The sequence below is a fragment of the Sphingomonas sp. PSPC2-2 genome (genome assembly GCF_049897725.1).
Taxonomy (GTDB): domain Bacteria; phylum Pseudomonadota; class Alphaproteobacteria; order Sphingomonadales; family Sphingomonadaceae; genus Sphingomonas.
On sequence record NZ_JAFCWU010000011.1, the window covers coordinates 92,190 to 118,504 of the forward strand.

Annotated in this window: 27 protein-coding genes, 2 tRNA genes and 1 rRNA gene; 14 read left to right on the forward strand and 16 right to left on the reverse strand. The window is 63.7% G+C overall.

What is annotated here, in order from left to right; genetic code table 11:
* Nucleotides 1-45: 45 nt before the first annotated feature.
* The gene (gene cysK, locus ACP7BY_RS17885; RefSeq protein ID WP_137903242.1) at nucleotides 46-966 is read right to left on the reverse strand and encodes a cysteine synthase A; all 921 of its coding nucleotides are present in this window, start codon (nucleotides 964-966) and stop codon (nucleotides 46-48) included.
* Nucleotides 963-2,246 (reverse strand): MFS transporter, encoded by a 1,284-nt coding sequence (locus ACP7BY_RS17890; RefSeq protein WP_033963317.1) that lies wholly within the window; start codon nucleotides 2,244-2,246, stop codon nucleotides 963-965. Before ACP7BY_RS17890 ends, cysK begins: the two co-directional genes overlap by 4 nt.
* Nucleotides 2,247-2,411: 165 nt before the next feature.
* On the opposite strand from ACP7BY_RS17890, the gene pdhA reads away from it, so the two are divergent.
* Together pdhA and ACP7BY_RS17900 are read left to right on the forward strand one after the other, a co-directional pair.
* Nucleotides 2,412-3,458, forward strand: a complete 1,047-nt coding sequence (gene pdhA, locus ACP7BY_RS17895) for a pyruvate dehydrogenase (acetyl-transferring) E1 component subunit alpha (RefSeq protein ID WP_137903241.1) — start codon at nucleotides 2,412-2,414, stop codon at nucleotides 3,456-3,458.
* On the forward strand, nucleotides 3,458-4,855 hold the full coding sequence (locus ACP7BY_RS17900; RefSeq protein WP_137903240.1) for a pyruvate dehydrogenase complex E1 component subunit beta: 1,398 nt from the start codon (nucleotides 3,458-3,460) through the stop codon (nucleotides 4,853-4,855). Before pdhA ends, ACP7BY_RS17900 begins: the two co-directional genes overlap by 1 nt.
* A gap of 54 nt (nucleotides 4,856-4,909) precedes the next feature.
* Here ACP7BY_RS17900 and ACP7BY_RS17905 read toward each other — a convergent pair whose 3' ends face one another.
* The 3 genes from ACP7BY_RS17905 to ACP7BY_RS17915 are packed head-to-tail and all read right to left on the reverse strand — an operon-like array spanning nucleotide 4,910 to nucleotide 7,535.
* The gene (locus tag ACP7BY_RS17905) at nucleotides 4,910-6,454 is read right to left on the reverse strand and encodes a pilus assembly protein TadG-related protein (RefSeq protein ID WP_052191994.1); all 1,545 of its coding nucleotides are present in this window, start codon (nucleotides 6,452-6,454) and stop codon (nucleotides 4,910-4,912) included.
* The gene (locus tag ACP7BY_RS17910) at nucleotides 6,454-6,981 is read right to left on the reverse strand and encodes a TadE/TadG family type IV pilus assembly protein (protein ID WP_033963321.1); all 528 of its coding nucleotides are present in this window, start codon (nucleotides 6,979-6,981) and stop codon (nucleotides 6,454-6,456) included. Before ACP7BY_RS17910 ends, ACP7BY_RS17905 begins: the two co-directional genes overlap by 1 nt.
* On the reverse strand, nucleotides 6,978-7,535 hold the full coding sequence (locus ACP7BY_RS17915) for a TadE/TadG family type IV pilus assembly protein (protein WP_033963323.1): 558 nt from the start codon (nucleotides 7,533-7,535) through the stop codon (nucleotides 6,978-6,980). The genes ACP7BY_RS17910 and ACP7BY_RS17915 overlap by 4 nt, the downstream gene beginning before the upstream one ends.
* Nucleotides 7,536-7,613: 78 nt before the next feature.
* On the opposite strand from ACP7BY_RS17915, the gene ACP7BY_RS17920 reads away from it, so the two are divergent.
* Both ACP7BY_RS17920 and ACP7BY_RS17925 read left to right on the forward strand, forming a co-directional pair.
* On the forward strand, nucleotides 7,614-8,303 hold the full coding sequence (locus tag ACP7BY_RS17920; protein ID WP_231564875.1) for a squalene/phytoene synthase family protein: 690 nt from the start codon (nucleotides 7,614-7,616) through the stop codon (nucleotides 8,301-8,303).
* A 58-nt stretch (nucleotides 8,304-8,361) separates the two neighbouring features.
* The gene (locus ACP7BY_RS17925; RefSeq protein WP_033963327.1) at nucleotides 8,362-8,835 is read left to right on the forward strand and encodes a histidine kinase; all 474 of its coding nucleotides are present in this window, start codon (nucleotides 8,362-8,364) and stop codon (nucleotides 8,833-8,835) included.
* Nucleotides 8,836-8,838: 3 nt separating this feature from the next.
* Here ACP7BY_RS17925 and trmFO read toward each other — a convergent pair whose 3' ends face one another.
* From trmFO to ACP7BY_RS17950, 5 genes are all read right to left on the reverse strand, one after another.
* Nucleotides 8,839-10,155 carry a methylenetetrahydrofolate--tRNA-(uracil(54)-C(5))-methyltransferase (FADH(2)-oxidizing) TrmFO gene (trmFO, locus tag ACP7BY_RS17930; RefSeq protein ID WP_137903239.1) on the reverse strand — a complete coding sequence of 439 codons (1,317 nt, stop codon included), beginning with the start codon at nucleotides 10,153-10,155 and terminating at the stop codon, nucleotides 8,839-8,841.
* A 266-nt stretch (nucleotides 10,156-10,421) separates the two neighbouring features.
* The gene (locus tag ACP7BY_RS17935; RefSeq protein WP_137903324.1) at nucleotides 10,422-11,054 is read right to left on the reverse strand and encodes a hypothetical protein; all 633 of its coding nucleotides are present in this window, start codon (nucleotides 11,052-11,054) and stop codon (nucleotides 10,422-10,424) included.
* A 95-nt stretch (nucleotides 11,055-11,149) separates the two neighbouring features.
* The gene (locus ACP7BY_RS17940; protein WP_137903323.1) at nucleotides 11,150-11,968 is read right to left on the reverse strand and encodes a fatty acid desaturase; all 819 of its coding nucleotides are present in this window, start codon (nucleotides 11,966-11,968) and stop codon (nucleotides 11,150-11,152) included.
* Between the two features lie 35 nt (nucleotides 11,969-12,003).
* On the reverse strand, nucleotides 12,004-12,408 hold the full coding sequence (locus ACP7BY_RS17945) for a hypothetical protein (protein ID WP_052192452.1): 405 nt from the start codon (nucleotides 12,406-12,408) through the stop codon (nucleotides 12,004-12,006).
* Nucleotides 12,409-12,492: 84 nt separating this feature from the next.
* On the reverse strand, nucleotides 12,493-13,038 hold the full coding sequence (locus ACP7BY_RS17950; RefSeq protein ID WP_033966127.1) for a GbsR/MarR family transcriptional regulator: 546 nt from the start codon (nucleotides 13,036-13,038) through the stop codon (nucleotides 12,493-12,495).
* Nucleotides 13,039-13,071: 33 nt separating this feature from the next.
* Here ACP7BY_RS17950 and ACP7BY_RS17955 point away from each other — a divergent pair, with 33 nt between their 5' ends.
* Together ACP7BY_RS17955 and ACP7BY_RS17960 are read left to right on the forward strand one after the other, a co-directional pair.
* Complete coding sequence (locus tag ACP7BY_RS17955) at nucleotides 13,072-13,791, forward strand: lysoplasmalogenase family protein (protein ID WP_137903322.1); 720 nt, start codon at nucleotides 13,072-13,074, stop codon at nucleotides 13,789-13,791.
* Nucleotides 13,766-14,197: a DUF488 family protein gene (locus ACP7BY_RS17960; RefSeq protein ID WP_033966126.1), complete on the forward strand. Its 432-nt coding sequence runs from the start codon at nucleotides 13,766-13,768 to the stop codon at nucleotides 14,195-14,197. The genes ACP7BY_RS17955 and ACP7BY_RS17960 overlap by 26 nt, the downstream gene beginning before the upstream one ends.
* Before the next feature lie 6 nt (nucleotides 14,198-14,203).
* On the opposite strand, the gene ACP7BY_RS17965 is transcribed toward ACP7BY_RS17960, so the two are convergent.
* The 5 genes from ACP7BY_RS17965 to yaaA all read right to left on the reverse strand — a co-directional run bounded on the left by ACP7BY_RS17965 (nucleotide 14,204) and on the right by yaaA (nucleotide 19,350).
* Entirely contained in the window at nucleotides 14,204-14,560 is a 357-nt protein-coding gene (locus ACP7BY_RS17965) for a DUF952 domain-containing protein (RefSeq protein ID WP_033966125.1), read from the reverse strand.
* Nucleotides 14,557-17,328 carry a DNA gyrase subunit A gene (gene gyrA, locus ACP7BY_RS17970; RefSeq protein WP_033966124.1) on the reverse strand — a complete coding sequence of 924 codons (2,772 nt, stop codon included), beginning with the start codon at nucleotides 17,326-17,328 and terminating at the stop codon, nucleotides 14,557-14,559. The genes ACP7BY_RS17965 and gyrA overlap by 4 nt, the downstream gene beginning before the upstream one ends.
* Before the next feature lie 110 nt (nucleotides 17,329-17,438).
* Nucleotides 17,439-17,792 (reverse strand): hypothetical protein, encoded by a 354-nt coding sequence (locus tag ACP7BY_RS17975; protein WP_137903321.1) that lies wholly within the window; start codon nucleotides 17,790-17,792, stop codon nucleotides 17,439-17,441.
* A 110-nt stretch (nucleotides 17,793-17,902) separates the two neighbouring features.
* Nucleotides 17,903-18,601 carry an SDR family NAD(P)-dependent oxidoreductase gene (locus ACP7BY_RS17980; protein ID WP_137903320.1) on the reverse strand — a complete coding sequence of 233 codons (699 nt, stop codon included), beginning with the start codon at nucleotides 18,599-18,601 and terminating at the stop codon, nucleotides 17,903-17,905.
* Nucleotides 18,598-19,350, reverse strand: coding sequence for a peroxide stress protein YaaA (yaaA, locus tag ACP7BY_RS17985; protein WP_033965093.1), 753 nt, complete (start codon nucleotides 19,348-19,350; stop codon nucleotides 18,598-18,600). Before yaaA ends, ACP7BY_RS17980 begins: the two co-directional genes overlap by 4 nt.
* Before the next feature lie 209 nt (nucleotides 19,351-19,559).
* Here yaaA and ACP7BY_RS17990 point away from each other — a divergent pair, with 209 nt between their 5' ends.
* Complete coding sequence (locus ACP7BY_RS17990) at nucleotides 19,560-20,843, forward strand: hypothetical protein (RefSeq protein WP_033965095.1); 1,284 nt, start codon at nucleotides 19,560-19,562, stop codon at nucleotides 20,841-20,843.
* A gap of 199 nt (nucleotides 20,844-21,042) precedes the next feature.
* Complete coding sequence (locus ACP7BY_RS17995) at nucleotides 21,043-21,543, forward strand: hypothetical protein (protein WP_231565109.1); 501 nt, start codon at nucleotides 21,043-21,045, stop codon at nucleotides 21,541-21,543.
* A gap of 77 nt (nucleotides 21,544-21,620) precedes the next feature.
* Here the strand turns inward: ACP7BY_RS17995 and ACP7BY_RS18000 are convergent, their stop codons facing one another.
* A complete protein-coding gene (locus ACP7BY_RS18000; RefSeq protein WP_033965099.1) occupies nucleotides 21,621-22,088 on the reverse strand; it encodes an Lrp/AsnC family transcriptional regulator in 468 nt (155 codons plus the stop codon).
* Between the two features lie 186 nt (nucleotides 22,089-22,274).
* Here ACP7BY_RS18000 and ACP7BY_RS18005 point away from each other — a divergent pair, with 186 nt between their 5' ends.
* The 6 genes from ACP7BY_RS18005 to ACP7BY_RS18030 all read left to right on the forward strand — a co-directional run.
* On the forward strand, nucleotides 22,275-24,257 hold the full coding sequence (locus ACP7BY_RS18005; protein WP_081988720.1) for a sensor histidine kinase: 1,983 nt from the start codon (nucleotides 22,275-22,277) through the stop codon (nucleotides 24,255-24,257).
* 2 nt (nucleotides 24,258-24,259) lie between these two features.
* Entirely contained in the window at nucleotides 24,260-25,282 is a 1,023-nt protein-coding gene (locus ACP7BY_RS18010) for a polysaccharide deacetylase family protein (RefSeq protein ID WP_033965101.1), read from the forward strand.
* Between the two features lie 11 nt (nucleotides 25,283-25,293).
* Nucleotides 25,294-25,370 (forward strand) — tRNA-Ile (locus ACP7BY_RS18015).
* 88 nt (nucleotides 25,371-25,458) lie between these two features.
* Nucleotides 25,459-25,535, forward strand: a tRNA-Pro gene (locus ACP7BY_RS18020).
* A 64-nt stretch (nucleotides 25,536-25,599) separates the two neighbouring features.
* A complete protein-coding gene (locus ACP7BY_RS18025; RefSeq protein ID WP_081988721.1) occupies nucleotides 25,600-25,893 on the forward strand; it encodes a hypothetical protein in 294 nt (97 codons plus the stop codon).
* 335 nt (nucleotides 25,894-26,228) lie between these two features.
* Nucleotides 26,229-26,315: ribosomal RNA gene (locus ACP7BY_RS18030) — 16S ribosomal RNA — on the forward strand; the annotation flags it as partial.

Genomic DNA, 26,315 nt, shown 5'->3' on the forward strand with positions numbered 1-26,315 from the left:
GCCCGTCGGAACGCCTTATACCGCAGAAAAAGGGTTACTGCGACATCAACCTTCGGGCAGGAAGTCGGGAACCGACAGATAGCGTTCGCCCGTGTCGTAGTTGAAGCCGAGCACGCGTGAGCCTGCGGGAAGCTCGGGCAGTTTCTGCGCGATCGCGGCGAGCGTTGCACCCGAGCTGATCCCGACCAGGATTCCTTCCTCGGCGGCGGAGCGACGCGCCATCGCCTTGGCGTCGGCGGCCTCGACCTTGATCGCACCGTCGATCGATTGTGTGTGGAGGTTGGCGGGGACGAAGCCCGCGCCGATGCCCTGAATCGGATGCGGCCCGGGCGTACCGCCCGAGATGACGGGCGAGGCTGCGGGCTCGACCGCATAGACCTTCAGATTCGGCCATTCCTGCTTCAACCGCTCGGCCACGCCGGTGATGTGGCCGCCAGTGCCGACGCCGGTGATGATGACGTCGATCGGGGTATCGCGGAAGTCGTTGAGGATTTCGATCGCGGTGGTGCGGGTGTGGATGTCGATATTGGCAGGGTTTTCGAATTGCTGCGGCATCCAGGCACCCGGCGTCTGGTCGACGAGTTCGAGGGCACGCTCGATCGCGCCCTTCATGCCCTTTTCGCGCGGGGTCAGATCAAAGGTCGCGCCGTAAGCCAGCATCAGGCGGCGGCGTTCGAGGCTCATGCTCTCGGGCATGACCAGCACGAGCTTATAGCCCTTGACCGCCGCGACCATCGCCAGGCCGACGCCGGTATTGCCCGAAGTCGGCTCGATGATCGTGCCGCCGGGCTTCAGATGGCCGTCCTTTTCCGCTGCCTCGATCATGGCGAGCGCGATGCGGTCCTTGATCGACCCGCCCGGATTGGAGCGTTCGGACTTGATCCACACTTCGGTGCCCGGGAACAGCTTCTGGACGCGGATGTGCGGCGTGTTGCCGATCGTGTCCAGGATGGTGTTGGCTTTCATGGCGTGGCCTCCAGTTCGAGATCGCGGGAATCTTGCGGGCTTTTGGGCGGGTCGAAAGTCTTGGCGTTACGGATGCTGGGGAAAAGATAGGTCCACAGGATCGTGACTACAATCGCACCACCGCCGCCGACCAGCACCGCGCCGACCGGCCCGAGCGCGGAGGCGAGGAAGCCCGATTCGGCTTCGCCCAGCTCGTTCGACGCCGAAATGGTGAGCTGCGACACCGCGCCCACGCGACCGCGCTTGTCGTCGGGGGTGTGCAGCGTGATCAGCGACTGGCGGATATAGACCGAGAACATGTCGGCTGCCCCCGCGACCGCCAGCGCGATAAGGCTCAGCGCCATGATCTGCGACAGGCCGAACACCACGGTTGCCGTGCCGTAAACCAGCACCGCGCCCAGCATTTTGGGGCCGACATTGGTCTTGATCGGGCGGAACGAGAAGAACAAGGCGACCACCGACGCGCCGGCGGCGGGGGCGGAGGCGAGCAGGCTCAGCCCTTGCGGCCCGACCTTCAGGATGTCGTGCGCGTAGATGGGCAGCAAGGCGCTGGTCCCGGCCAGAAACACGGCGAACAGATCGAGCGTGATCGCCCCCAGCACGAGCTTGTTCTGGCCGACATAGGCCAGGCCATCGATGATCTGGCGAATCGGGTGCGCCTTGCTTGGCGTGATCGAGCGCGGCACGGGGCCGATCGTGAACAGCGCGAGCAGCGCGGTCAGGAACAGCGCGGTCGCCACCGCATACGCCCCCCAGGGGGCGGCAGCATACGCGAAGCCGCCGATCGCCGGTCCGATGATCGTGCCGATCTGCCACGAGATCGAGCTCAGCGCGATCGCCGTCGGCAGCACTGCGCGCGGCACCAGGTTGGGAGCCAGTGCTCCGAACGCCGGTCCGGCAAAAGCTCGCCCGACGCCGAGCAACACCGCAATCGAGAACAGCACCGGCAGCGTCATACCCTCGGTATACGTAACGAGCGCCAGCGTCAGCGCGCACAGTGCCTGCAGCGTCACCGTGCAGCGTGTGATCCAGCGCCGGTCGAATCGGTCGGCGACCCAGCCGGTGATCGGTGTTGTCACGAACAGGGGAATGAACTGCAGCAGCCCGATCAGCCCGAGCTGTGCGGCGGCACCGGCGGGGGACATCGTCGTGCGGGCGATGGTATAGGTTTGCCAGCCGATGACGATGATCATCGCGTTCTGCGCGATCGTCATCGAAAAGCGCGCCGCCCAATAAGCGCGGAACTGTGGGATTCGGAGGGGGTGGGGTGCTGCGTCCATCGTATTTGGCCTTAAGCGCTGCAGCGCGCGCGGGGCAATCGTGGAGTTGCTTGGGGCGAGGAAACTTCTGCTCACCCGAAGGTTTTACGGAGGCGATTGATAAACCCGCCGGATCGCGCCTATAGGCTCGCGTCTCCTCTCCCCAGGTCATGAGGTCTTCCAGACGTGGCAAAAGCTCCCGCCGCCGTAAAGGCACAACCCCCGGTGCCGAACCGCGAGCGCCCTGACGAGCCCAAATTGTACGAGGCCTCGACCGAGGAGCTGCTCGAATTCTACAAGCAGATGCTGATGATCCGCCGCTTCGAAGAGAAAGCGGGCCAGCTTTATGGCCTCGGTTTCATCGGCGGCTTTTGCCATCTGTATATCGGCCAGGAAGCCGTTGCGGTCGGGCTGCAGTCCGCGCTCGATGGCGAGAAGGACTCGGTCATCACCGGCTATCGCGACCATGGCCACATGCTCGCCTACGGCATCGACCCCAAGATCATCATGGCCGAATTGACCGGGCGTGGCGCGGGAATCAGCCGGGGCAAGGGCGGCTCGATGCACATGTTCTCGACCGAGAAGAAGTTTTACGGTGGCCACGGCATCGTCGGCGCGCAGGTCTCGCTCGGCACCGGCCTCGCCTTTGCGCACAAGTATAACGAGGATGGCGGCGTCGCGGTCGCCTATTTCGGCGACGGCGCTGCGAACCAGGGCCAGGTCTACGAATCGTTCAACATGGCCGAGCTGTGGAAGCTCCCGATCATCTATGTGATCGAGAACAACCAGTACGCCATGGGCACCAGCGTCAACCGCTCCTCGGCCGAAGACCAGCTGTACAAGCGCGGCGAGAGCTTCCGCATTCCTGGTATCCAGGTGGACGGCATGGACGTGCTGGCGTGCCGCGGTGCCGCCGAGGAAGCGCTGGCGTGGGTGCGCGCGGGCAAGGGGCCGATCATCCTGGAGATGAAGACCTATCGCTATCGCGGCCACTCGATGTCCGACCCCGCCAAATACCGCTCGCGCGACGAAGTGCAGGCGGTGCGCGACAAGTCCGACCCGATCGATCACGTCAAGAAGCTGCTCGATGCGCAGGGCATCAAGGAAGACGCACTGAAGGCGATCGAGCAGGAAATCCGCAAGATCGTCAACGAAGCGGCCGACTTCGCCGAACAGACGCCCGAGCCTGAGGCCTCTGAACTGTATACCGACGTGCTGGTGGAAACCTACTAATGGCCGTAGAAATCAAGATGCCCGCGCTTTCCCCCACGATGGAGGAAGGCACCCTCGCCAAATGGCTGGTCAAGGAAGGCGATGTCGTCAAATCGGGCGACATCATGGCCGAGATCGAGACCGACAAGGCGACGATGGAATTCGAAGCTGTCGACGAAGGCACGATCGGCAAGATCCTCGTCGCCGAAGGCACCGACAATGTGAAGGTCGGGACCGTCATTGCCACGTTGTTCGCCGAAGGAGAGGATGCTTCGACTCCGGTCGCCGCGCCGACCGCTCCTGCCGCAGCCCCCACTCCAGCCCAAGTCACTGAGGCCGAGGAAACCGGTACGGGCGAGGGCAAGACCACGACGCCCGACCCACTGAAGACCAATGCCGACACGCCCGTGCCGGCCGAGATCCCGGAAGGGACCGAGCTGGTCAAGATGACGCTGCGCGAGGCGCTGCGCGATGCGATGGCCGAGGAAATGCGCGCCGATCCGCGCGTGTTCGTGATGGGCGAGGAAGTCGCGCAATATCAGGGCGCGTATAAGGTTACGCAGGGCCTGCTCGACGAGTTTGGCGACAAGCGCGTGATCGATACGCCGATCACCGAATATGGCTTTGCCGGCATCGGCACGGGCGCGGCGATGGGCGGTCTGCGCCCGATCGTCGAGTTCATGACCTTCAACTTCGCTATGCAGGCGATCGACCACATCATCAATTCCGCCGCCAAGACCAACTATATGTCGGGCGGCCAGATGCGCTGCCCGGTGGTGTTCCGTGGTCCCAACGGCGCGGCGAGCCGCGTCGGCGCGCAGCACAGCCAGAATTACGGGCCCTGGTATGCGAGCGTGCCTGGCCTGATCGTGATTGCGCCTTATGACGCGGCCGATGCCAAAGGGCTGCTGAAGGCGGCGATCCGCACCGAAGACCCGGTCGTGTTCCTCGAGAATGAGCTGCTCTACGGCCGCACCTTCGAAGTGCCCAAGCTCGACGATTATGTGCTGCCGATCGGCAAGGCGCGGATCATGCGCGAGGGCAAGGACGTGACGATCGTCAGCTACTCGATCGGCGTCGGGCTCGCGCTCGAAGCCGCCGAGACGCTGGCGGGCGAGGGGATCGACGCCGAGGTGATCGACCTGCGCACGCTGCGCCCGCTCGACACCGCGACCGTGCTCAAGAGCCTGAAGAAGACCAACCGCGTCGTGGTGGTCGAAGAAGGCTGGCCGACCTGCTCGATCGCGTCGGAAATCTCGGCGGTGTGCATGGAACAGGGTTTCGACGACCTCGATGCCCCGGTGTTGCGCGTGACCAACGAGGACGTGCCGATGCCTTATGCGGCGAACCTCGAAAAGCTGATGCTGGTCAGCGCCGACAAGATCGTCGCGGCGGTGAAGTCGGTTCTGTACCGCTAATCCATCAGGACGGGGTCGTCTGCGTCGGTTGCCGCCGCAGACGACCCCGGTCGCTTATTGCGTGAGACGCGCGCTGGCAACGGCCTTGCGGAACAACGACTGAAGGGCGTCGGAGATGCTCTGGTCGGTCTTCACCGTATACATCAAATCGGGCGACGCGCAGGCCGTCAACGCCGTCGGGATCTTTGGGATCGCGGCATTGGCGATGTCGCGCTGGGTCGCTTCGTCGTCCTGGATCGATGCTGAGGTATATTCGGTATAGAGAATGGCGATCTTCACGCCGCGCTTCTTGATCGCGGTGCATTGATCAATTTGCGCTTGCTGCATCGGTGCGCGGGTGCGGCCTGACCCGATATTCTCGTCGCTCATCCCGTCGGTTACCAAGAACAAGAACGCTTGCGGCGTATCGCCCGGGTCGTTCGACCCATTGCCTGATTTTGCGGGCAATTGGGTTCCCATATTGTTCATCAAGCTCTGGAAGCTCGTGAACAGATATTCCGTGCCCGACGAGCCGTTGGGCGGACGTCCGTTGCCGGCCTTGTCGTTGACCGTGACCAGACTGACATTGCTGGCGGCGGTGCCGACCGATGCCAGGTCAGGCGTCAGCGTCGCGATCGTCTTGAAATTGGTGATGTGATCGAAGGTGTAAAGCGCGGCGCGATAGGTGCGGCTGTTCTCCAGCGCGTAACTCTGCGCCAAAGTCATCAAATTGCTGGCAGCGGTCTGTTCGTCATTAACTCGCAAGTGTACGCCCTGATTGAGCGCATACCAATAGGAGTCTACGAAAGAACCATCGGCATTGTAGACGCAGATATCCTTCGCATTGCTTGCGCCGCAATAGCTGTTGGTCGATTTTTTGCTGACGTAAACATAGGCACCATTGGCATCAATTTTCGTGATCTGGTTGCCACCAACCGTACCGGTTCCGTAAGAGCCTTTGACGATGGAAAACTTGGCATTGTCGAGGATCAGACTTGGGATGGACGAGCCAACGTAGGTTTCGATCTTGTTGGAATGACAGGCAAACGCGCATTTTACGGCATTGTCCATCGTCGTAAATCCGGCCGACGTGGTCGGCAACGCCATCGAAGACGAGGTGTCGAGCGCCAGGTAAAAGTCGATATTTGGTGCAGCCGTGGCGGTCGCCGTCGATGTTCCGCCGATGGTAATCGTCGGCATTCCGATGACGTTTGCAAAGGCATTCACCGATGAGGCCGTGTAGGTGACGGTTGCGGTGCGCGTTGATGCAGCTGCGTTGTTGCCGACGATCGAAACGGTCAGGTTGCTGTCGTTCCAGATCAACCCCGGCTGGCCGGTAATTTGCGATTTGAACATCGCGTTGGCCGCATTCTGGGCTGCGGTGTTATCGAGCTTCATCATCGGCTGCGTGACCGCAGCCAAGGCCGCAGCGTCGGCTGCCGAGTTCAATTTGGTCTGCAAACGTCCGGCGCGTGCGTAATCGATCGAGACGCCGGTTGCGAGCGTCAGCGGAATCGCGGCGAAGCCCATCAACAGCAGGACATTGCCGCGGCGATCGTGGCGCAGGCGCGTGGCGAACCGATGCGTGGCGCGAAGGAAGGTAAGAAACGGCTGGACCATTAGGACACATTGACCCCAGTTACCGAATTTGACGCGCGCGGACTCATGATGATCTGGTCGCGCATGGGAATGCTACCGAGCAAAGCAAGTCCAGCGACCGGCGTGTACGTATAATTGATGGATGCAACGATGACATAGGTTCCGTTTTGCTTGATCGTTCCGGGCAAGGTGAACGAAGTGCCTTTCGTCAACGCGTTGATGTTTAACCCACGGCTCCAATCGACTGTCGATACACCGTTGGGGTCGGTGTATATTTGCGATACCGTCAATTTCGCCGCCGATATCTTGTACGGGCTCAAGATCTGCGTGCTGGCGTTCAGGATCGTATCCAGATCCGAGGCGGTAACGCTGGTCGATTGTGACGTCAGATCGGCAACGGTCCGCGTGGCGGCGGTGACTTTGCGATACGCCGAGATGCTGTCGCTCAATTGATATCCGCCGAGGTACAACAGCACGATGAACGGCAGGCAGATCGCAAACTCCACCGCCGATACGCCGCCTTGATCGGCCCATAAACGGCGGGTCACTTGTACGGCTCCGTCTTGAAGACCGATGTTGCGATCAGCAAACGCTTGCCGCCGGAAAGGGTCGACAAATCGAAGCCGAGCGGACCCTTTTGGGTATCCCAGAGATACATCATCTTGACGACGTTGATCGACCCGGTCCCCCCCGGTGCATATTGAAAGGCGTTGTTGACGTTGCCGTTGCTGTCATAGGTGATCGTCGGCGGCGCGGTCGCTACGGCTGAAAAGGCAGTGGCTGCTTGCACGTCGATCAGCAAATTCGCGCACTTCATGAAGGCCGGCAGTTTCGAGCAGGCGAGCGTCTTGAATTGCGCCTGGGTCATTCCGCTTGTCTGGGCGGTGCCGGTCAACAAGGCGCGGACCGATTTTTCGGCGGTTGTTTCCAAATTCTGCTGGGCAAAGAAGGTAAGGCTCGTCTGCACAATCGCGATCATCAAGGCGATCAACGGGGTTACGACGAGCGCGAATTCCACCGCCGCACTGCCGCGGTCGTCCCTTGCAAGCGCGCGCGCGCGGCTCGGGCCTGCGACAAATCTGGGAGGAAGCGTGATCTTCACGATGAAATTGCCCCAAAGCTATGCCATTTCCTGCCACGCAACGGGTAAAGGAATAGTGAAATCAAGCGCGTTCAACCCATGGTCGGCGACCCTTTCCAGATGATCGAGCCCACCAACCCGGAGCGCGCGCTCGCTTTGTCCTACGCGCCGCGTGACGTCCGCGCCGGGCTCGCGGCGGTATTCGCGTTGGATGATACTCTGGGCCAGATTCTGCGCACGACGCGCGAGCCGCTGGTCGGGCAGATGCGGTTGACCTGGTGGCATGAGGCGTTGGTCGCGCTCGACAACGCCCCGCCGCCAGCGCAGCCGGTGTTGCAAGCGCTGGCGGCGAAGGTGCTACCACAGGGGCTATCGGGCACAAGGCTGGCCGGGATGATCGATGGCTGGGAAATGCTGCTCGACCCCGACCCGCTGACCGCGCCGATGCTGGAAGCCTATGCTACGGTGCGCGGCGGCACCGTGTTTGCGGCGGCCGGTCGGATGCTGGGTGCGGCGGAGCGTGATCCGCTGCTGGTGGCGGGGCAGGGATGGGCGCTTGCCGACCTGGCCCGCCACTCACGCGATGCGGCGGCGGTGCTTCCAACTGAGATGGCAGCGACCGCGCTCGCCGACGCCACTCGACAGCGCTGGAGCCGCGCGGCGCGTGCGCTCGGCGCGCTGGCACACATCGCGCGGATGGACCTCGCGCTGCCGCAGGGCATGTCGCCTCCGGTCGGCGCGCCGCAACGGGTTGCCCGGCTCGCTTGGCACCGTTTTACCGGGCGCTAGGCTTCCGCCACGCGCTTGGACGCGATACCCTGCCCAAGGGGACTCGGGGGAGGGCGCTATGTGGCGATATCTGGTGGGCGGGCTGGCGACACTGGCGTTGGTTGCGGCCGGAATGCTGCTGTTCAACCGCAGCGCGCGATCGGTGGCGGCCTTGCCTTCCGTCCCGCTGGCCCTGGCGCAAACCACGGAAGGGGGCGCGCTGCCGGCGACGGTGCCCGAGGCGAGCGACAAGACTCGCGAGCAGAAGCGCTTCGACCGCTATGACAAGGATCGCGACGGCAAGGTGACGCGTGAGGAGTATCTTGCGCCGCGCCGCAAGGCCTATGCCAAGCTCGACGCCAACCATGATGGCGTGCTGTCGTTCGACGAATGGGCGGTGAAGACCGAAACCAAATTCGCCGAGGCCGACAAGGACAAATCGGGCGCGATGACGCCGGCGGAGTTTGTCAGCACCGCGCCCAAGCGCAAAGCTCCGCGCGTTCGGCGCGATTGCCCGCCTGCCCCGCCACCGGCGAGCGCGGAGGAAAGCTGAGCGTTACCCCGCCGCCAGCCATTCCCCGAGCGCTTCGCGGGCGCGATCGGTGTACATCTTCTTGCGATCGGCCTTTTTGGTGCGGCCTTCGATCGGCGGGAACAGGCCGAAATTGACGTTCATCGGCTGATAGGTCTCGGCCACCGCCGCGCCGGTAATGTGATGCAGCAAGGCACCGAGCGCGGTGGTGACCGGGGGCGGCGTCATCGGCTTTCCGCCCAGCTCGGCCGCAGCGAAGCGCCCGGCCATCAGCCCGACCGCGGCGCTTTCGACATAGCCTTCGCAGCCGGTGATTTGCCCGGCGAAGCGGATATTGGGGCGTGCCTTGAGCCGTAGCGTCGGGTCGAGCAGCTCGGGCGAGCGGATGAAGGTGTTGCGGTGCAAACCGCCCAGGCGCGCGAATTCGGCGTTTTGCAGGCCGGGGATGGTGCGGAACAGGCGCACTTGCTCGCTATGCTTCAGCTTGGTCTGGAAACCGACGATGTTCCACAGCGTGCCGCTGGCATTGTCCTGCCGCAATTGCACCACCGCATAGGGCCAGCGGCCGGTGCGCGGATCATCGAGCCCGACCGGCTTCATCGGCCCATAGCGCAGCGTATCCACCCCGCGCGCCGCGGCGACCTCGATCGGCATGCAGCCTTCGAAATAGGGGACGTCCTCCCACTCCTTGAATTCGGTCTTTTCGCCTTCCATCAGGCCGGTGTGGAAGGCGAGATATTCGTCCCGCGTCATCGGGCAGTTGATGTAATCCTTGGAATCGCCCTTGTCCCAGCGCGAGGCCATCCAGGCCACGTCCATGTCGATGCTGTCGAAATGGACGATCGGCGCGATCGCATCGAAGAAAGCGAGCGCGTCCTTGCCGGTCGCCTCGCCGATCGTATCGGCGAGCGCGGGCGCGGTGAGTGGGCCGGTGGCGACGATCGTCAGGCCGGTATCGGGCAACACATCGACGCGTTCGCGCACGATTTCGATGTTGGGATGCGCGGCGAGCGCTGCGGTGACGCCGTCCGAAAAGCGATCGCGATCGACCGCGAGCGCCGAGCCGGCGGGGACCTTGTGGATGTCGGCCTCGCGCAGGATCAGCGAGTTCAGCGTGCGCATTTCCTGATGGATCAACCCGACGGCATTGCTGTCGGCATCGTCCGAGCGGAAGCTGTTGGAGCAGACCAGTTCGGCGAGGCCGTCGGTCTGATGCGCCGGGGTCATCTCGCCGGAACCGCGCATTTCGGAGAGCTTTACGCGGAAGCCTGACTCGGCGAGCTGCCAGGCGGCTTCCGACCCGGCGAGGCCGCCGCCGATGATGTGGATCTGGTGTGTCATGGCCTGGGCTGTAGCGGGGGTGGGGCGGGGTGGCAAAGGTCGATCGGGCGCGGGGAGGGGCTTAAAGTCACAGGAGAGTCACACCAACGACGGCGGAAGCGGGCGGTTGGGGATGCCTTAAAGTCACACGAGTCGCACCATCGGCGCCGTTTTTTGGGCGCTTGGTCTGGGGGTGTCGACGGTTTGAAAGAGCGGGTTTGCCGAGGCTGACAGATTGACGGTGTGTAGGACAGAGCGGATTTCTGGGGTTGGTGGAAATCGGTCGTTCAGTAGATTGTTTTGAATTGCCAACCGGTCAGCTTGATAGCGGCAAGGCCGAACTCATGCACTTCGCCTTGCTCCGGCGTCCATCGATTCAAAAAATGATAGCCATCACGATCTGTAACCTCGATCAGCCATTGCGATCCATCGGTTCCACCGTCGCAAATACGTGCTGGCAAGCTCGCAATACGAGTGCGCGCTATCAAGCTGCGTAAATTGCTAACCTCTTGGCGCGTCAGTTGTCTCTCAATTTCTTTGTCAATTTTCCCCGGATCATAGCCACCGGCACCCGTAAGCTGCTTTGCTACTAAGCGAGCCGTGTTTGAATTCAATCCTTCTATTCGTACGATCACAGGATGATGAAAAGTCGGCAACCAAGTAAATCGTACGACGTCGTTGAAAGGACGACCCTGCCGCGTCAGATTGAATAGCGATGGTTCCTTCGCGGCAGCAAGCTGGGAGGAGAACCACTTAGTCTCGAAGTCGCTTATGATGGGCATATGGCCCCTGCGATACCACGCGCACGAGACTGTTCGTTTCGATAAAGATGGAGGGAAAAACACTTGGCCATGAGCCATCTCGGGGAAGCCAAATCCCACAAAGGCAATGACGGCGAAAGCGGTCGCTGTTCTGATCACGTCTGAATCCCCATTCCAGAAACCAGCGTACCAGCTTGTCGGATGTCCGCAATTGGACGAAGCCGGCGGTCTATCATTTTCGGCCCGCCCCCTCCTCACCGCCACACCTCCGGAAACACCAGCCGTTCCCGCGCCGCCACCTCGGGCGCGGCGTCGGAGATGCGGTGGGCGAGGATGCCGAGCCGCCGCACCGGCACCGCCGGGTAGAGGTGGTGTTCGAGGTGGAGGAACATGTTGTAGGTCGCGAAATTGACCAGGGGTGAGCGCTGCGTGCGGGCGATGTCGTCCTCGGCGCAATCGTGGTGGGTGATCCACACCGCGAACAGGGCGGTGAGGCACTGCGCGACCAGCATCGCGGCGACGTGATAGAGCAGTACCGGGTGCAGTGTGCCGAGCGCGGCGGTGATGACGGTGAGGTTGAGCGCGAAATCGATCCGCATCCGGCGGCGCAAGGCGGGCGTGCCGTGCCGCCACGCATCGGCATGATTGCGCAAGGGGAAACGGGGTCCTTCGCACAGGACTTGCCAGAAGGTCATGCGGCCGCACGCGCCTTCGGTGTCCTCCGCCGTGCCGAGGTGGCGGTGGTGGCGCAAATGATTGAACGCGACGGCGTTGTTCGAGCCGAGCATCACCGCGCTGAGTGCGTGCATCACGATGCGGTGCGTGCGCCTGGCGAAGCCGAGATTGCCGTGGATCGCTTCGTGATTAAGCCGCAGCGCGGTCAGGAAAAACATGAAGGACGCCGCCGCGGCGAGCGGCCACAGCCCCATCGCCGCCAGCCCCCAGCTCGCAGCCAGCCACGGCAGCGGGTGCAGGCATTCGACCAGCCCGTCGCGCGGGCGCATCCCGACAAGATCGCGCCATTCCACTGTGCCGATGCGGTGGCGGTAGGTTGCGACGGTTTGCATGCCCATGATCTGCACTCCCCGTTGATGGTTGGGTGGTTACGTCACCGCGTGATCCGCTCGTCGGTGCGGGTGCTGTGGGCGGCGGCCAGTGGGCGTGCTTCGATCCAGCCGCTGACCTTGCGGCCGAAGCGGGCAATCGCGCCCATGTTGAAGAAGTGCATCGCGCCGAGCACGAGCACCGCGAGCCCGACCTTGCTGCTGAGGAAGCGCATCGCGCCGGTCAGCGTCGTCGGTTCGTTGCCGAGGCTGAGCGTCAGCGTGATGAAGCCGATGTTGACGAGGTAGAAGCCGACCACGAGCAGATGATTGGTCGAGCGCGCCAGCGTCTCGTTCTGGCCAAAGCATTGGATGAGGAAGACCTCGCCATTCTTCGACAGCGTGCGCGCGACCCAGATGGTGATCGCGAGCGTGATCGCGAGATAGAGAAGATATGAAATTTCGACCATGACCGGTTCCTTATACCTGTCGTTTCTGTAAGGACCGAAATAAACGGGCAAAGTTATGGTGGGATTGGGTGGGTGCGCATCGCCTTAATCCTTGGTCTTGCCGCCGGGAATGAAGCGGGCGACCTTGCTGCCGAGCTTCATCAGCGTGACGAGGGTGGTCTTGGGCAGGGTGCGGACTTGTTCGTACCAGCCGCTCAGCGTCGACAGGAATTCGTGCATGCGCAGCACGCGGTCGCGCAAATGGGCGGGGGCGGTGTCGTCCTGGCGGAGGCGCTCGGCCAGTTCGGCGAGCAAAGCGATGGTCGGGTCGATCTCGCGGCGCTTGCGCTCGGCGACGATGCGCATCAGCATTTCCCACAGGTCGCCTTCGGCCACGAAATGGTCGCGCCGGTCGCCCTCGACATGGACGCGGCGGACGATGGCATAGGCCTGCAATTCCTTGAGCGCGGTCGACACGTTGGAGCGGGCGAGCCCCAGCGCCTCGACGATCGCCTCGGCATCGACGGGCTTTTCGGAGAGATAGAGCAGCGCATGGACTTGCGCGACCGAGCGGTTGACGCCCCAATGCGTGCCCATTTCGCCCCAATGGAGAATGAAGGCCTTGGCGTCGGGATGGTCGAGCAGGGTCACCAGTAACTCCAATTTCTGTAAATACAGAAATAGATGAATTTTGTGCAGGTCAAGCCCGGTGTGCTTGCCGAAGCGGAGTCGGTGGCGCATCCTCCCACAATGTCTCAGCGTGTGCCGATCCCAGCCTTGTTCGTAACGGCCCTTGTTGCGGGGGTGAGTTTCTGGGCGGCCAGCCATATCTTGCCGGCTGGACCAGCGCTGGTGGCGTGGAAGGGGACTGCGGTTGCGCTGCTGGCCGTCTGGGTCGCGCTGGCCGCGCGGACGCTGGCGGCACGTTGGTTGGCGGTGGTGCTTGGGTTTGCGGCGCTGGGCGATGTGCTGCTGGAAACGTCGGGGATGACGATTGGCGGCGCTGCCTTCCTCGCTTCGCATCTGCTGGCGACCGGACTGTATTGGACCAACCTGCGTGCCGACCGGTCGGGAACGGGCGTGGCGATCGCACTGCTGCTGGGGATTCCGTGCGCGGGCTATGCGCTGTCGGGGCAACCGGGTGTGCTGGTCTATGGGCTCGCGCTTGGCGGCATGGTGGCGACGGCGTGGATCAGCCGCTTTCCCCGCAGTTGGGTCGGGGCCGGAGCGCTGCTGTTCGCGGTGTCGGACCTGCTCATTTTCGCGCGACTGGGTCCGCTGGTCGATTCGATCGTTCCGACGTTGTTGGTCTGGCCGCTCTACGTCGCGGGACAGGCGATGATCGCTTATGGCGTGGTGAGAACGGAGCGCGCGGGAAATGAAGGTGTTCACGATCGGCTATGAAGCCACGACGATGGCCGATTTTCTGGCGGCGCTGACGGGCGCGGGGGTGGAGCGTGTGATCGATGTGCGTGCGCTGCCCTTGTCGCGGCGGCCGGGATTTTCGAAGACCTCGCTGGCGGCGTCGCTGGCCGAGGCGGGGATCGACTATGTGCATTTGAAGGCGCTCGGCACCCCCAAACGCGGGCGCGATGCCGCCAAGAAGGGCGATGTGGCGACGCTGGAGGCGGTCTATGCCGACCAGCTCGAACTCCCCGAGGCGCAGGCACAGGCGGCGCAGATGCTGGCGCTGGCGGCTGAAAAGCCAAGCGCCTTGCTCTGTTTTGAACGCGACCCGCGCCACTGCCACCGCACTTTGTTGCTGGAGGCAGAGGCCGAAGGCGCAGAGGTGGTCGATCTCTATGCGTGAGCGGCGTTAGCCCGCGACGGGCAGTTTCACGCGGCCGTCGGCATCGCGTTCGAGCGGGCCGTAAGCGATCACCGTCTCGAGCAGCAGCGGGCCGCCATAGAGATGCGGGAAAAGCTGGCCGCCGCGCGACTCCTCCCACTTCAACCCTGCGCCGAACGATCCGAGATCGACCGCCGCGACATGCAAATCGCTTTGCCCCGCGAAATGCTTGTCGACCGTCTCGGTCAACTGCTCGGCGGTCGAGAGGTGGATATAGCCATCAGCCAAGTCGATGGGGGCGCCGGCGAACGATTCCTCGCGCTCCAGCGTCGCCATCTGCTCGGCGGTCAGCACCTTATAGGCAGTGAGCGGCAGCTCGCTCATTCGCCATTGTCCGGGCCAGCCGCCAGATCCTCACCGGTATCGCCGGTATCGTCGGGGGCAACTTCGACAGCGGTCAGGTCGCGCACATCGGCCTCGGCATCGCCTTCGGCTTCCTCGATCCGCGCGGCGGAGACGACATGCTCGTTCTTGCCGACATCGAACAGCTTCACGCCAGCCGAGTTGCGGCCGATCACGCGCATCGAGCCGAGCGTGGTGCGGATCACCTTGGCCTGGTCGGTCACCAGCATCAACTGATGGCCCTTGGTCGCGGCGAAGCTCGCCACGACGGGGCCGTTGCGCGGGATGTTGTCGATGTTGGTGATGCCCTGGCCACCGCGCCCGGTGCGGCGATAATCATACGCCGACGACAATTTGCCGTAGCCATTGGCGCAGACGGTGAGGATGAACTGCTCGCGGATCATCAGCTCTTCATAGCGCGCCTGGGTCATCGCCATCTGGCCTTCGCGCTCGCCCTTCCACGGCGCGAACTTGAGATAATCCTCACGCTCCTCGGGTGTTGCGCCGACGCGGTGGAGGATCGACAGCGAGATCACCTCGTCATCGCCCTTCAGCGTCATGCCGCGCACACCGGTCGAATTGCGGCTCTGGAATTCGCGCACTTCGTCGGCGGCGAAGCGGATCGCCTTGCCCTGGCGGGTGGCGAGCAGCACGTCGTCATTCTCGCTGAGCAAAGCGACGCCGATCAGCCGGTCATCGGCATCGACGCCCTCGAACTTCATCGCGATCTTGCCGGCGGTCGGAATGTTGGTGAAGGCGTCCATCGAGTTGCGGCGCACGCTGCCCCGCGCCGTTGCGAACATGACGTGCAGAGCGGCCCATTCCGCCTCGTCTTCGGGCAAAGCGAGCACGGTCGAGATCGTCTCGCCCTCTGCCAGCGGCAGCAGGTTGATCATCGGGCGGCCGCGCGTGGCGGCACCGCCTTCGGGCAGCTTCCACACCTTCATGCGGTAGACCTTGCCGAGCGTCGAGAAGAACAAGACCGGCGTGTGCGTGCTGGTCACGAACAGGTTCGTGATCGCGTCTTCGTCCTTGGTGGCCATGCCCGCGCGGCCCTTGCCGCCGCGCGCCTGGGCGCGGAAGGTGTCGAGCGTGGTGCGCTTGATATAGCCCTGCATCGTCACGGTGACGACCATGTCCTCGCGCTCGATCAAGTCTTCATCGTCAATGCCGTCAGCAGCAGCGGCGATGTCGGTCTTGCGCGGGGTCGCGAATTCGGCGCGGACCGCGACCAGTTCCTCGCGCATCACCGCGAACAGCTTGGCGCGATCGGCGAGGATGGCGAGCAGTTCGGCGATCGAATCGGCGAGGCCCTGCAGTTCGTTGCCGATCTCGTCGCGGCCGAGCGCGGTGAGGCGGTGCAGGCGCAGATCGAGGATCGCGCGGACCTGAAGTTCGGACAGGCGATAGCTGTCTCCGGTGACTTCGACTTCGACCGCCTCGACCAGTTTGATGAACGGCGCGATCTCGGCGACCGGCCAATCGCGCGCCAGCAACGCTTCGCGCGCGGCGGCGGGGCTGGACGAGCCGCGGATCATGCGGACAACCTCGTCGAGGTTGGTCACCGCGATGACGAGACCAAGCAACAGATGCGCGCGGTCGCGCGCCTTGGCCAGCTCGAACTTGGAACGGCGAGTGATGACTTCCTCGCGGAAGGTCACGAACGCGGTGATAATGTCGCGCAGGTTGAGCAATTCCGGGCGACCGCCCCGGATCGCCAGCATGTTGGCGGGGAAGCTCGATTGCGCGGGCGTGTGGCGCCACAATTGGTTGAGCACGACCTCCGGGGTCGCATCGCGCTTCAAATCGATGACGATGCGCACGCCGAGGCGGCTCGATTCGTCGCGAATGTCGCTGACGCCTTCGATGCGCTTGTCCTTGGCGGCTTCGGCGATCTTTTCGACCAGGCCGTTCTTGCCGGTCTGATACGGGATTTCGGTGAGCACGATCGAGCGGCGATCGCCGCGCCCTTCCTCGACGACGTAACGTGAGCGGACGATGATCGAGCCGCGCCCGGTTTCATAGGCCGAGCGCGCGCCTGCGCGGCCAAGGATGATCGCGCCGGTCGGGAAATCGGGGCCGGGGACGATCTCGATCAGTTCCTCGGTGGTCAGTGGCTCGCGCGCGCCGGTCATCGAATCGATGATGGCGAGCGTCGCGTCGATCACTTCGCCGAGATTGTGCGGCGGGATGTTGGTTGCCATGCCGACGGCGATGCCGCCTGCACCATTGACCAGCAGATTGGGGAAACGCGCCGGTAGCACCGAGGGTTCGCGCTCGGAGCCGTCATAGTTGGGGACGAAGTCGACCGTATCCTTGTCGATGTCCTCGAGCAGCGACCCTGCGACCTTGGCGAGACGCGCCTCGGTATAGCGCATCGCGGCGGCTTTATCGGGGTCCATCGAGCCGAAATTGCCCTGGCCGTCGATCAGCGGCACGCGCATCGACCAGTCCTGGCTCATGCGGACCAAGGCTTCGTAGATCGAGCTGTCACCGTGCGGGTGATATTTACCCATCGCGTCACCGACGATGCGGGCGCATTTGCGATAGGGCCGGTTGTAGACGAAGCCGCTTTCGGACGCCGACCAAAGAATGCGACGATGAACGGGCTTCAGGCCATCGCGAACATCGGGAAGTGCGCGCGCGACGATCACGCTCATCGCATAGTCGAGATAGCTCGACTTCATCTCGTCGACGATCGAGATCGGGGCAATGTCGGAAGGGTCGGCGAGGACGGTCTCGTCGGTCAATTTATGGTGCCTTCGGCTGTGTTACGGGAATGCGACAAACCCTAGCCGAGCGCGCAACGAAACGCCACCCCCGCGCGCATCGCAGCGGCGCAGGGGTGGGTTTGGTTCGCTTATTTGCAGGCGGCCTTGTTGGCGTTGCCGGCCTTCGAACAATTGTAGGTGATCGTCTTGCCGGTGCTGGTCTTGGTGGTGACCATACGCCCGGTGGCCGCAGCGGCAGGTTTGCGGGCTGCGGGCTTGACGGCGGCTGGCGCGGCAGGTGCGGGCTTTGCGGCTGCAGGGGTGGGTTTCGCCGCAACGGGGGCGGGCTTTGCCGCAGCTGCGGGGGTCGCTTTCACCGCCGGGGCTGGCTTGGCGGCGGGCTTGGTCGGCGTCGGCTTGGGCGCAGGCTTGGTCTGGGCGAGGGCGGCGGTGCCGCACAGCAGGGCCGCAGCGGCGGCGATCGTCATCGGGAGCTTCGTCATGGACATCCTCTCAAAACCGTCAGGCGCAACACGCCTGCGGCGATGGTGCAACGCTATCGCGCGATCGGCAATGGTGCGATCATGACAAATCCGTCATGTCGGCTCGTTCTTTAGAACGGCACTTCCTTGCCCTCAAAGTCGAACAGCTTGCCGCTATCCGGGGCCTTCAATTCCTCGATCGTGTCGAGCAGTTGCAACGCGGCGCGGTCTGGCGTGAACAGGCGACCGGCCTGGACATTGCCCTGGAACGGGCGCGACAGCGCCGTGTCGACAGTGCCGGGATGCAGCGTAACCACGATCGTCCGGTCGTTGCGGCGCTTTTCCTCGATCGCGATGCCGCGCATCAGCATGTTGAGCGCGGCCTTGGAGGCGCGATAGCCGTGCCAGCCGCCCAGCTTATTGTCCGAAATGCTGCCGACTCGCGCGGAGAGCGCGGCGAACACCGCGCGCCCGGTCCTGGGCATGATCGGCAGGAAGTGCTTGGCGACAAGGGCCGGGCCGATCGCGTTGATCGCATAGGTCTCGGCCAGCCAGGCCGGATCAAGTTCGCGCATCGCCTTTTCCGGGCCGCGCTCGCCTGCGTGCAGCAATCCCGTGGCGACGATCACCAGCGTCGGGGCGGGGCCTGTGGCGACATGCGCAGCGGCTGCCGCAATGCTTGCTTCGTCGAGCAGATCAAGATGCTGCGCGCCGGTGCGGGACCGCGCGAAGCCGTGGACCTTTTCGAAGGTCGCTTCGTCGATCAGCGCCGCTTCCAGCGCCGCGCCAATGCCGCCCGAGGCACCGATAATGACCGCTGCGCCGGTCATGCGCGGGTAAACCGCCAGCGGTCGGGTGTGCTCTCGGCGGCGTCGAAGCGATAGCCGTCGCTGTCGAACCCGCGCATCGCGTCAATCTCGCCGATGCGATGTTCGCACATCCAGCGCGCCATCATCCCGCGTGCGCGCTTCGCGTGGAAGCTGACGAAGCGCGGGCCGTCGGGCCCGGCTTCGCGGAAGTCGACGTCGATCACGCGCAACCCCGCCAATTTGCCGTCGACCGCCGCGAAATATTCCTGGCTGGCAAGGTTGAGCACGACGCCCGATCCTTCCTCGGCGACGTCCTCGCGCACGGCGGCAGCGATGCGGTCGCCCCAATATTCGTACAGGCTCTTGCGGCGCGGTGCCCAGCGCGTGCCCATTTCGAGTCGATAGGGGCGCATCGCATCGAGCGGGCGCAGCAGGCCATACAGACCCGACAGCATCCGCACATGGTCCTGCGCGAAGGCAATCGCGGCTTCGTCGAGGGTACGCGCTTCGAGGCCGGTATAAACGTCTCCGGCAAAGGCGAAGAGAGCGGGGCGTTGGGGCGCATCGGCGAATCCCGCAAAGCGGTCGGCGTTCAACTTCGCCAGCTTGGGCGAAATGTGCATCAGGGCCGCGAGGCGCGCCTGGGTCAGGTTTGCGGCCGATTTGGCGAGCGAAGCGGCCTCTGCGTGAAAGCGCGGCGCGGTCGCGGTCAAAGCGGGGAGGGGACGTTCATAGTCGAGCGTCTTGGCAGGGGACAGAAGGGCGATCATCGCCCCGGCGATTAGGCGGGCACCGCGCCCGCGTCAAAGCCCGAACGCAAATTGGAGCGCGGCGAATCGCGAACCGCGATGCGGCCAAATGCGTTCAAAGCGCGTTCAGTCGCCGCCGCGCATCTCGCGTCGCTTGACGGTCTAACCGGCGGCGCTAGGAGCAAAGCCAGTATTCCGCTGCGCCAGCGACGTTTGAGGAGAGTCCCGCAATGAAGATGGTTTCGAAGATCGCCCTGACGGCAACGCTCGTCATCGGGTTGAACGGTGCCGCCCTGGTCGCCCCCGCGATCGCCAAGAAGAAGGAAGATGCCGCCCCGGCGACGCCGACGATTTCTGCACCGGCGCGTGCTGCTGCCGTCGAAGCGCAAACCGCGCTGGCCGCGACGCCCAAGGATCTCGCCAAGGCCGAGACCGCGCTGAACACGCTCGATAGCGTCGCGAAGAGCGATTATGAGCGGTATCTCGCCTCGGGCCTGCGCCTGTCGCTGATCAACGCGCAGACGCAAGGCCAGCCCGAAGCGGCCCGCATCGCCGCGCTGACCCCGCCGCTTGATGCACTGATCGCCAATCCGGCAACGCCCAAGGCCGAGCTGGGTAACCGCTACAATTCGCGGGCCGGTTTCGCCTATTCGAACAAGGACTATGCCAAGGCGGTCGACTATTTCACCAAGGCCAAGGACCTTGGCTATACCGACGACGATCTGCTGCTCAACATCGCGCGCGCCAAGGTCGACGCGGGTGACGTGAAGGGTGGTATCGCCGATCTGGGTGCCGCCGTGCAGGCGGAAAAGGCCAAGGGTAAGAAAGCGCCCGAATCCTGGTATAAATATGCCTTCACCCGGCTCGGCAAGGCAGGGGACCAGGAAGGTGCCGATCAGTGGACCGCAGCCTGGCTGACCGAATATGGCACCAAGGAGAATTGGCGCGGCGCGATCTACACCTTCGGCTTCCAGGGGCCGTCGGCGGCGAAGTACAGCAAGAACCGCGTCGATCTGTATCGCCTGCTGTGGGCGACCAAGAGCCAGACCGGCCAGCGCGAATATATCGATTATGCCGATGCCGCGATCAACGTCGGCTTGCCCAACGAAGCCAAGACGGTGCTCGACGAAGGCTTTGCCAACGAATCGATCCCCAAGGGCAACATCACCGCGACCGAGGAACTGACCCGCGCCAAAACCGGCATCGCCGGTGCGACGTCGCTCGCGATCAAGGAGAAGAACGCGCAGGCAGCCCCCAAGGGCGATCTCGCGCAGCAGGCAGGCGACGCCTATTTCGGCACGCGCAACTACGCCAAGGCGATCGAGATGTACCGCCTGGCCGAAACCAAGGGCGCACCTGACGCCGACCGCAACAACCTGCATCTCGGCATGGCGCTGGCGCTGTCGGGCGATCGCGCCGGGGCCAAGGCGGTCCTCACGAAGGTGGCTGCCGACCCGAGCAAGGCGATTGCCCGGTTGTGGCTGGTGTTCGTGGACACGCCGCCGACGGCGTGATCGCGAATCCCTTCGGATATTCGGAAAAGGGCGGCCTGCGGGTCGCCCTTTTTCGTTTGGGACAAGCGGCCGTCGCGCGATGGGAGGCCTATTCGCGACCTTGTTTGCCCCGCATCTCGACCAGCCCAATCGTCAAAGATACAATCGCGCCCGTGCAGACTTAGGGGGACTTCGCATGGGGGCTTGGGGCGCGCTTATCATGAGCTTTTTCGGGGCGGTGTTCGCTTCGCTGACGCTGTATTGGCAGTGGAGTGTGACGGGAGCCGCCTTGGCCTTGCCCTTCCTGGCCTTCGTGTTGATCGGGCTGGCTGCGCTGTATGTAATCTGCATACCCGCCGATGGCATCAAACCGTCGGCAAAAGAAGCAAATGCGATCATGTGGAGCAGCATGGGAGAAGGAGTGGGCCTTTTCCTCGCGGCGAATATCGTCATCAATCTCCATCGGCCCGATCTTCTCTTGCCCTCAATGGCGCTTGTGGTCGGGCTGCATTTCCTGCCGATCGCTTTCGCTGCGGGCTTTCGTCCGTTCTATGTCCTCGGCTTTGGGCTGATCGCCGTCGCGATCGTCGGCTTTGTCGTAAACGGGCCAAGCGGCGGCGCGTTTGCCGGGCTCATGGCCGCCGGCGCGCTATGGCTTGCATCGGGCCTTGCGGTTCACCGCGACTGGTCGGCAAAACGGGCCGTGATGGCTGCGGCGTAGGCCGGGACGGCGCTTCGCCGTCGCTTTGCGAGTTGCCGCGCCAGACCCCGCTATCGTGCGCGGTCTTCGGGATTTCATCACCCCGCGCGGATCGGAATACCCGGGAGCGACTTGGCCGTGCGGATCGTCAGCGAGGTCTTGACGCTCGCCACATTCGGCGCTGGCGTCAGGTGAGTCATCAGGATTTCCTGGAAGCTCTTCAAGTCGCTGGCGACGATTTTCAGGATGAAGTCGATCTCGCCATTCAGCATGTGGCACTCGCGCACTTCGGGAATGGTGGCGACATGCTCCTCGAAGGCGGCGAGATCATGCTCGGCCTGGCTGCGCAGCGATACCATCGCAAACACGGTAATCGGATAGCCAAGGGTGGCGGGATCGATCTCGGCGTGGTAACCGCGGATTGCTCCGGCTTCCTCCAGCGCGCGCACGCGGCGCAGGCAGGGGGGCGCAGTCAGCCCGACGCGCTCGGCCAATTCGACATTGGTCATTCGTCCGTCGTCCTGAAGCAGTTCCAGAATACGGCGGTCGATCGAATCGAATGTCATTACGTAATGCTCCTGGGTAACGCGTGTTTCGCATTGCCATCTTGCACTTGCCTATAAGATAATTACTACGGAACGCAATTGTCCCACATTGCGACGGTGCCAAATCTCGGGGTTACGTAGGGCCTTTGCGCCGGTTAAGAATCCGTTACGACGCATGGGACGTCGCGATTTCGGGGACAGAATAGCTTGCGGTTCGACGACAGCCTGGAGACGGTCCTTTCGGCAGAAATGTCGACCGCTTTTGGCGCGCAATCCACTTGGCGGCAGTTGGTCGATCTGATCGGGCGCGGGCGGGCCGCGGCAAGCGAGGAGGCGATTGCCCGTTTGCGCATGATTCGCGGTGACGTGCCGCCATTGGTGCGGTCAGCGAGCGCGCGCGGGCTGGCCTTTGCTACCCCTCCCTTTCCCCTGGTGGCGTTGTTTGCCGAGGATGACCTGTCGATCGCCGCCCCGGTATTGCGAAGCGCGCGCCTGTCGATTGCCGAATGGACGAGTTTGCTGCCGGTCTTGTCGCCGTCCGCGCGGTCGATCCTGCGACACCGGCGCGATCTGCCGCGAGGGGTGCAGCGAGCGTTGGAAAGCTTCGGCAGTGTGGATTTCGTCCTGGACGCACCGACCGAACCCGAGCAGGTCGCGGCACCTACGGCACCTACGGCACCTACGGCACCTACGGCACCTACGGCACCTACGGCACCCGAGCCCGCGTCCGACCACGTAGCGACGGTCGAACCCGTCGCGCCCGTTCAACCGGTGCCGGAGCAAGCCGAAGTCGTGGCGGAACCTTTCGCGGAGCCGCCGAGTTTGCCGGAAACTGTAGCGCCGATCGCTCCGCAATCGTCCTTCGTGTCGATCGCGGCGGTCGCAGCCGGGTTGCCGGTGGTGGCGGAAGCGCTGCGCCGCGCCGATCATTCGGCCGCACCCGCACCTCCGGCCGCGCCGCCGCCCGCCGCCGAGGTTTCTGCTCCGATTGCGTTTGTCCGGCCACCACCACCCGCATCGCCGCTCGAAACCGGTCCCTTTCAGATTGCGGAACTGGTTGCGCGAATCGATGCCTATCAGCGCCAGCGCGAGGAAATCCCCTCCGCCCGGCCGCGTCTCGAAATTCAGCCGGAACTGTTCGCGACCGAGCTGCACCCGTCCGAGACCTTCCGTTTCGAAACCGATGCCAATGGTATCGTCCGCTGGATCGAAGGGGCGGCCCGCGCGCCGTTGATCGGGCTGTCGTTCGACCTTTCGCCCGCAGCCACTGGCGCGCAGGTCGATGGCGTGGTGGCGGGAGCGTTTCGGCGTCGGGCCGGTTTTGCCAATGCGCGATTGGTGGTGGATGGCCATTCCGATGCGGCCGGCCAGTGGCGCATTACGGGGATTCCCGTGTTCGACCGCGTGAGCGGGCGCTTCACCGGCTATCGCGGTACGGCCCGACGCCCGCGTGCCGACGAAACCGCCGAGCCCATGCGCGAAACCCGCAATCCCGCCGCCGATGCGCTACGTCAGTTGGTGCACGAATTGCGCACACCGACCAATGCGATCGCCGGGTTTGCCGAGATGATCGAATCGCAGATGCTGGGTCCGGTCCCTGCGGCCTATCGTGCCCATGCTGCGGCCATTCGAAGCCAGTCGAGCGGGTTGCTCACCGCGATCGACGATATCGACATGGCGGCCCGGATCGAGACCCATGCGCTCGATTTGCGCAGCGGTGACGTTCCGGTCGCGCCGTTGCTGGCGCGTATCCTGGCGGACCTGGCGCCGCTGGCGACGCTTAGGGGGAGTGTGCTCGAACACCATGTCCGCGGCGATTCGCTGGCGATCCTGGGCGATGATCGGGCGGTAGAGCGGCTGGTGGCGCGGTTGATGGCGACGCTCGTGGCATCGGGCAGCGCTGGCGAGCAGATCGGCGTGGTGGCCGCGCGGGATGACGGAGCGATCTCGATCGTGTTCGATCGGCCCAAGGCACTCGCCGCTTATGCCGAAGAGAATTTGCTGACCATCGATGCCGAGGCGGAGGCCGAGCGCGAGGGGGCACCCTTGCTTGGCACCGGCTTTGCGCTGCGGCTGGCACGCAATCTTGCCGCCGAATTGCGCGGCAGCCTGACGATAGGCGACAAGGCCTTGACTTTGCGCCTTCCCGCCGCGTCTCTTGCCGGAATGGAGCAGGTTTCTTCCAACTGATCGTGGCCACGCCCGATCCTGCCGCAGCGTATCGCCCGCTTGCCCCCGCGCGCACCGATCTGGTCGCGTGGCCGGATGTCTTCGGCACACGTTTCATCGTGTTCGTCGACACAGAGGAAGAGTTCGACTGGGCTGCGCCGCTCGCACGCGATGCCCATTCGGTGTCGGCGGTGGCCGCGATTCCCGATGCCCACCGCTGGTTCGCCGATCATGGCGTGCCACTGACCTATATGGTCGATTATCCGATTGTAGCGGACCCCCGCGCGGTGGAGGTGCTCGGTGCTGCGTGCGCCGACGGTGTCTCGGCGATCGGCACCCAATTGCACGGCTGGGTCAATCCGCCCTTCCAGGAGGCGCTGACGCCGTTCAACAGTTATGTCGGAAATCTGCCGCGCTCGCTGGAGGCTGCGAAGATCGATCGCCTCACCGACGCCATCACGGCCGCGTTCGGCACGCGCCCGATCGCCTATCGCGCCGGGCGCTATGGCATTGGCCCGCAGACGCTGACCTTGCTCGCCGAACGCGGCTACCGCTTTGATAGCTCGATGCGCGCGCGCTACAGTTATGCGGCGGACGGCGGGCCCGATTTCTCCGACATTGGCAATGCCGCCTTCCATGCTGGGCCGGGCGGCAGCTTGGTCGAGTTGCCGCTGACGACCGTGTATACGGGCCTGCTTCGGCGGCACGGCACCACCGTGTATCGTGCATTGGGACGTCTACCGAAGGGGCGCGGCCTGGCCGCCCGCATGCGCCTGTTGTCGCGCGTGGCCCTGACGCCCGAGGATATGCCGCTGCCCGATGCGCTCGAGGCGATTGCGGTGGCGGCTGGGGAGGGGGTGCGGGTACTGAACTTCTCCTTTCACTCCCCCTCGCTCGTGCCCGGACATACCCCTTATGTGCGCGATGCAGCGGATCTCAGCGCCTTTTACGGTTGGTGGGAGGCGGTATTGGGCGATCTCGCGCGGCGCGGAATCGCCGCTGCTTCGCTCGATCAGGTGATTGCAGCGGCGCGCGTGCAACGCTAACGGAGGCGAGGGGGCCTGTAGCTCAACTGGTTAGAGCTGGCCGCTCATAACGGCTAGGTTGCGGGTTCAAGTCCTGCCGGGCCCACCACGTCGCATCGTTTTCGATCGGCGATCGTAACGGATCGTAAGAGCAACGCTTGCGCTTACGATCCAGCCCGCCTAAGCGACGACACCGTCGGGGAGTGGCGCAGTCCGGTAGCGCGCCTGCTTTGGGAGCAGGATGTCGCAGGTTCGAATCCTGTCTCCCCGACCATCATCCTTTCCATTTCATCCTTTGTGGCCGGCTCATCGCGATTCGCGATCGATGTCGCTCTTGCGTGTCGCTGCGCAACGAGCCGCGCACCGATGCGACCGTAAGCGACGCAGCGTCTTTCGCTCGCTTGCCGAAATGTGCTGCGGCAATCGGCACTTCCGATGCTGCTCCGGCGATCACGATACGATTCGTGATGGAGCGGAACCGTCAACCAAATGATGGCGAGCAAGCGGCACGGCTCGCGCCGCCCGCGAATCCCGGCGCAGAATGGCGATTTTCCGCCGTTTTCATCATGACCGATCCCCGCCCGACGCCGTTTTGCCGCGCGATTGAAAGAAAATTGCAAAAAAGGGTTTGACCGAATCAAACGCCCTGCCTAGAGGGGTGTCACCGCAGCGGTGGCCCACACGGTTCGCTTCTACGGTCACCAAATTTTCGGCGCTCGGCTCGCCCCTTGAAAGAAAGGGCTGAGCAAGGCGTCGGTATTTTGCGCTCTTTGACATTGTTGGTTTAAGATGAAGGGACATGTGGGCGGCGGCTTCACGGTTTTTCGGGTTCTTTAGGCCCGTTGGATCGTTCAAAGCTAAGCTGTTCATGCATGTCCTTCACGTTTCCATACGTAAGAATATGTGCAGAGCAGCTCCTAGAGATGCCGGCTTTATCGTGGAATTCCACTGCGATGATGCCGGTCATAAACTTGAGAGTTTGATCATGGCTCAGAATGAACGCTGGCGGCATGCCTAACACATGCAAGTCGAACGAAGGCTTCGGCCTTAGTGG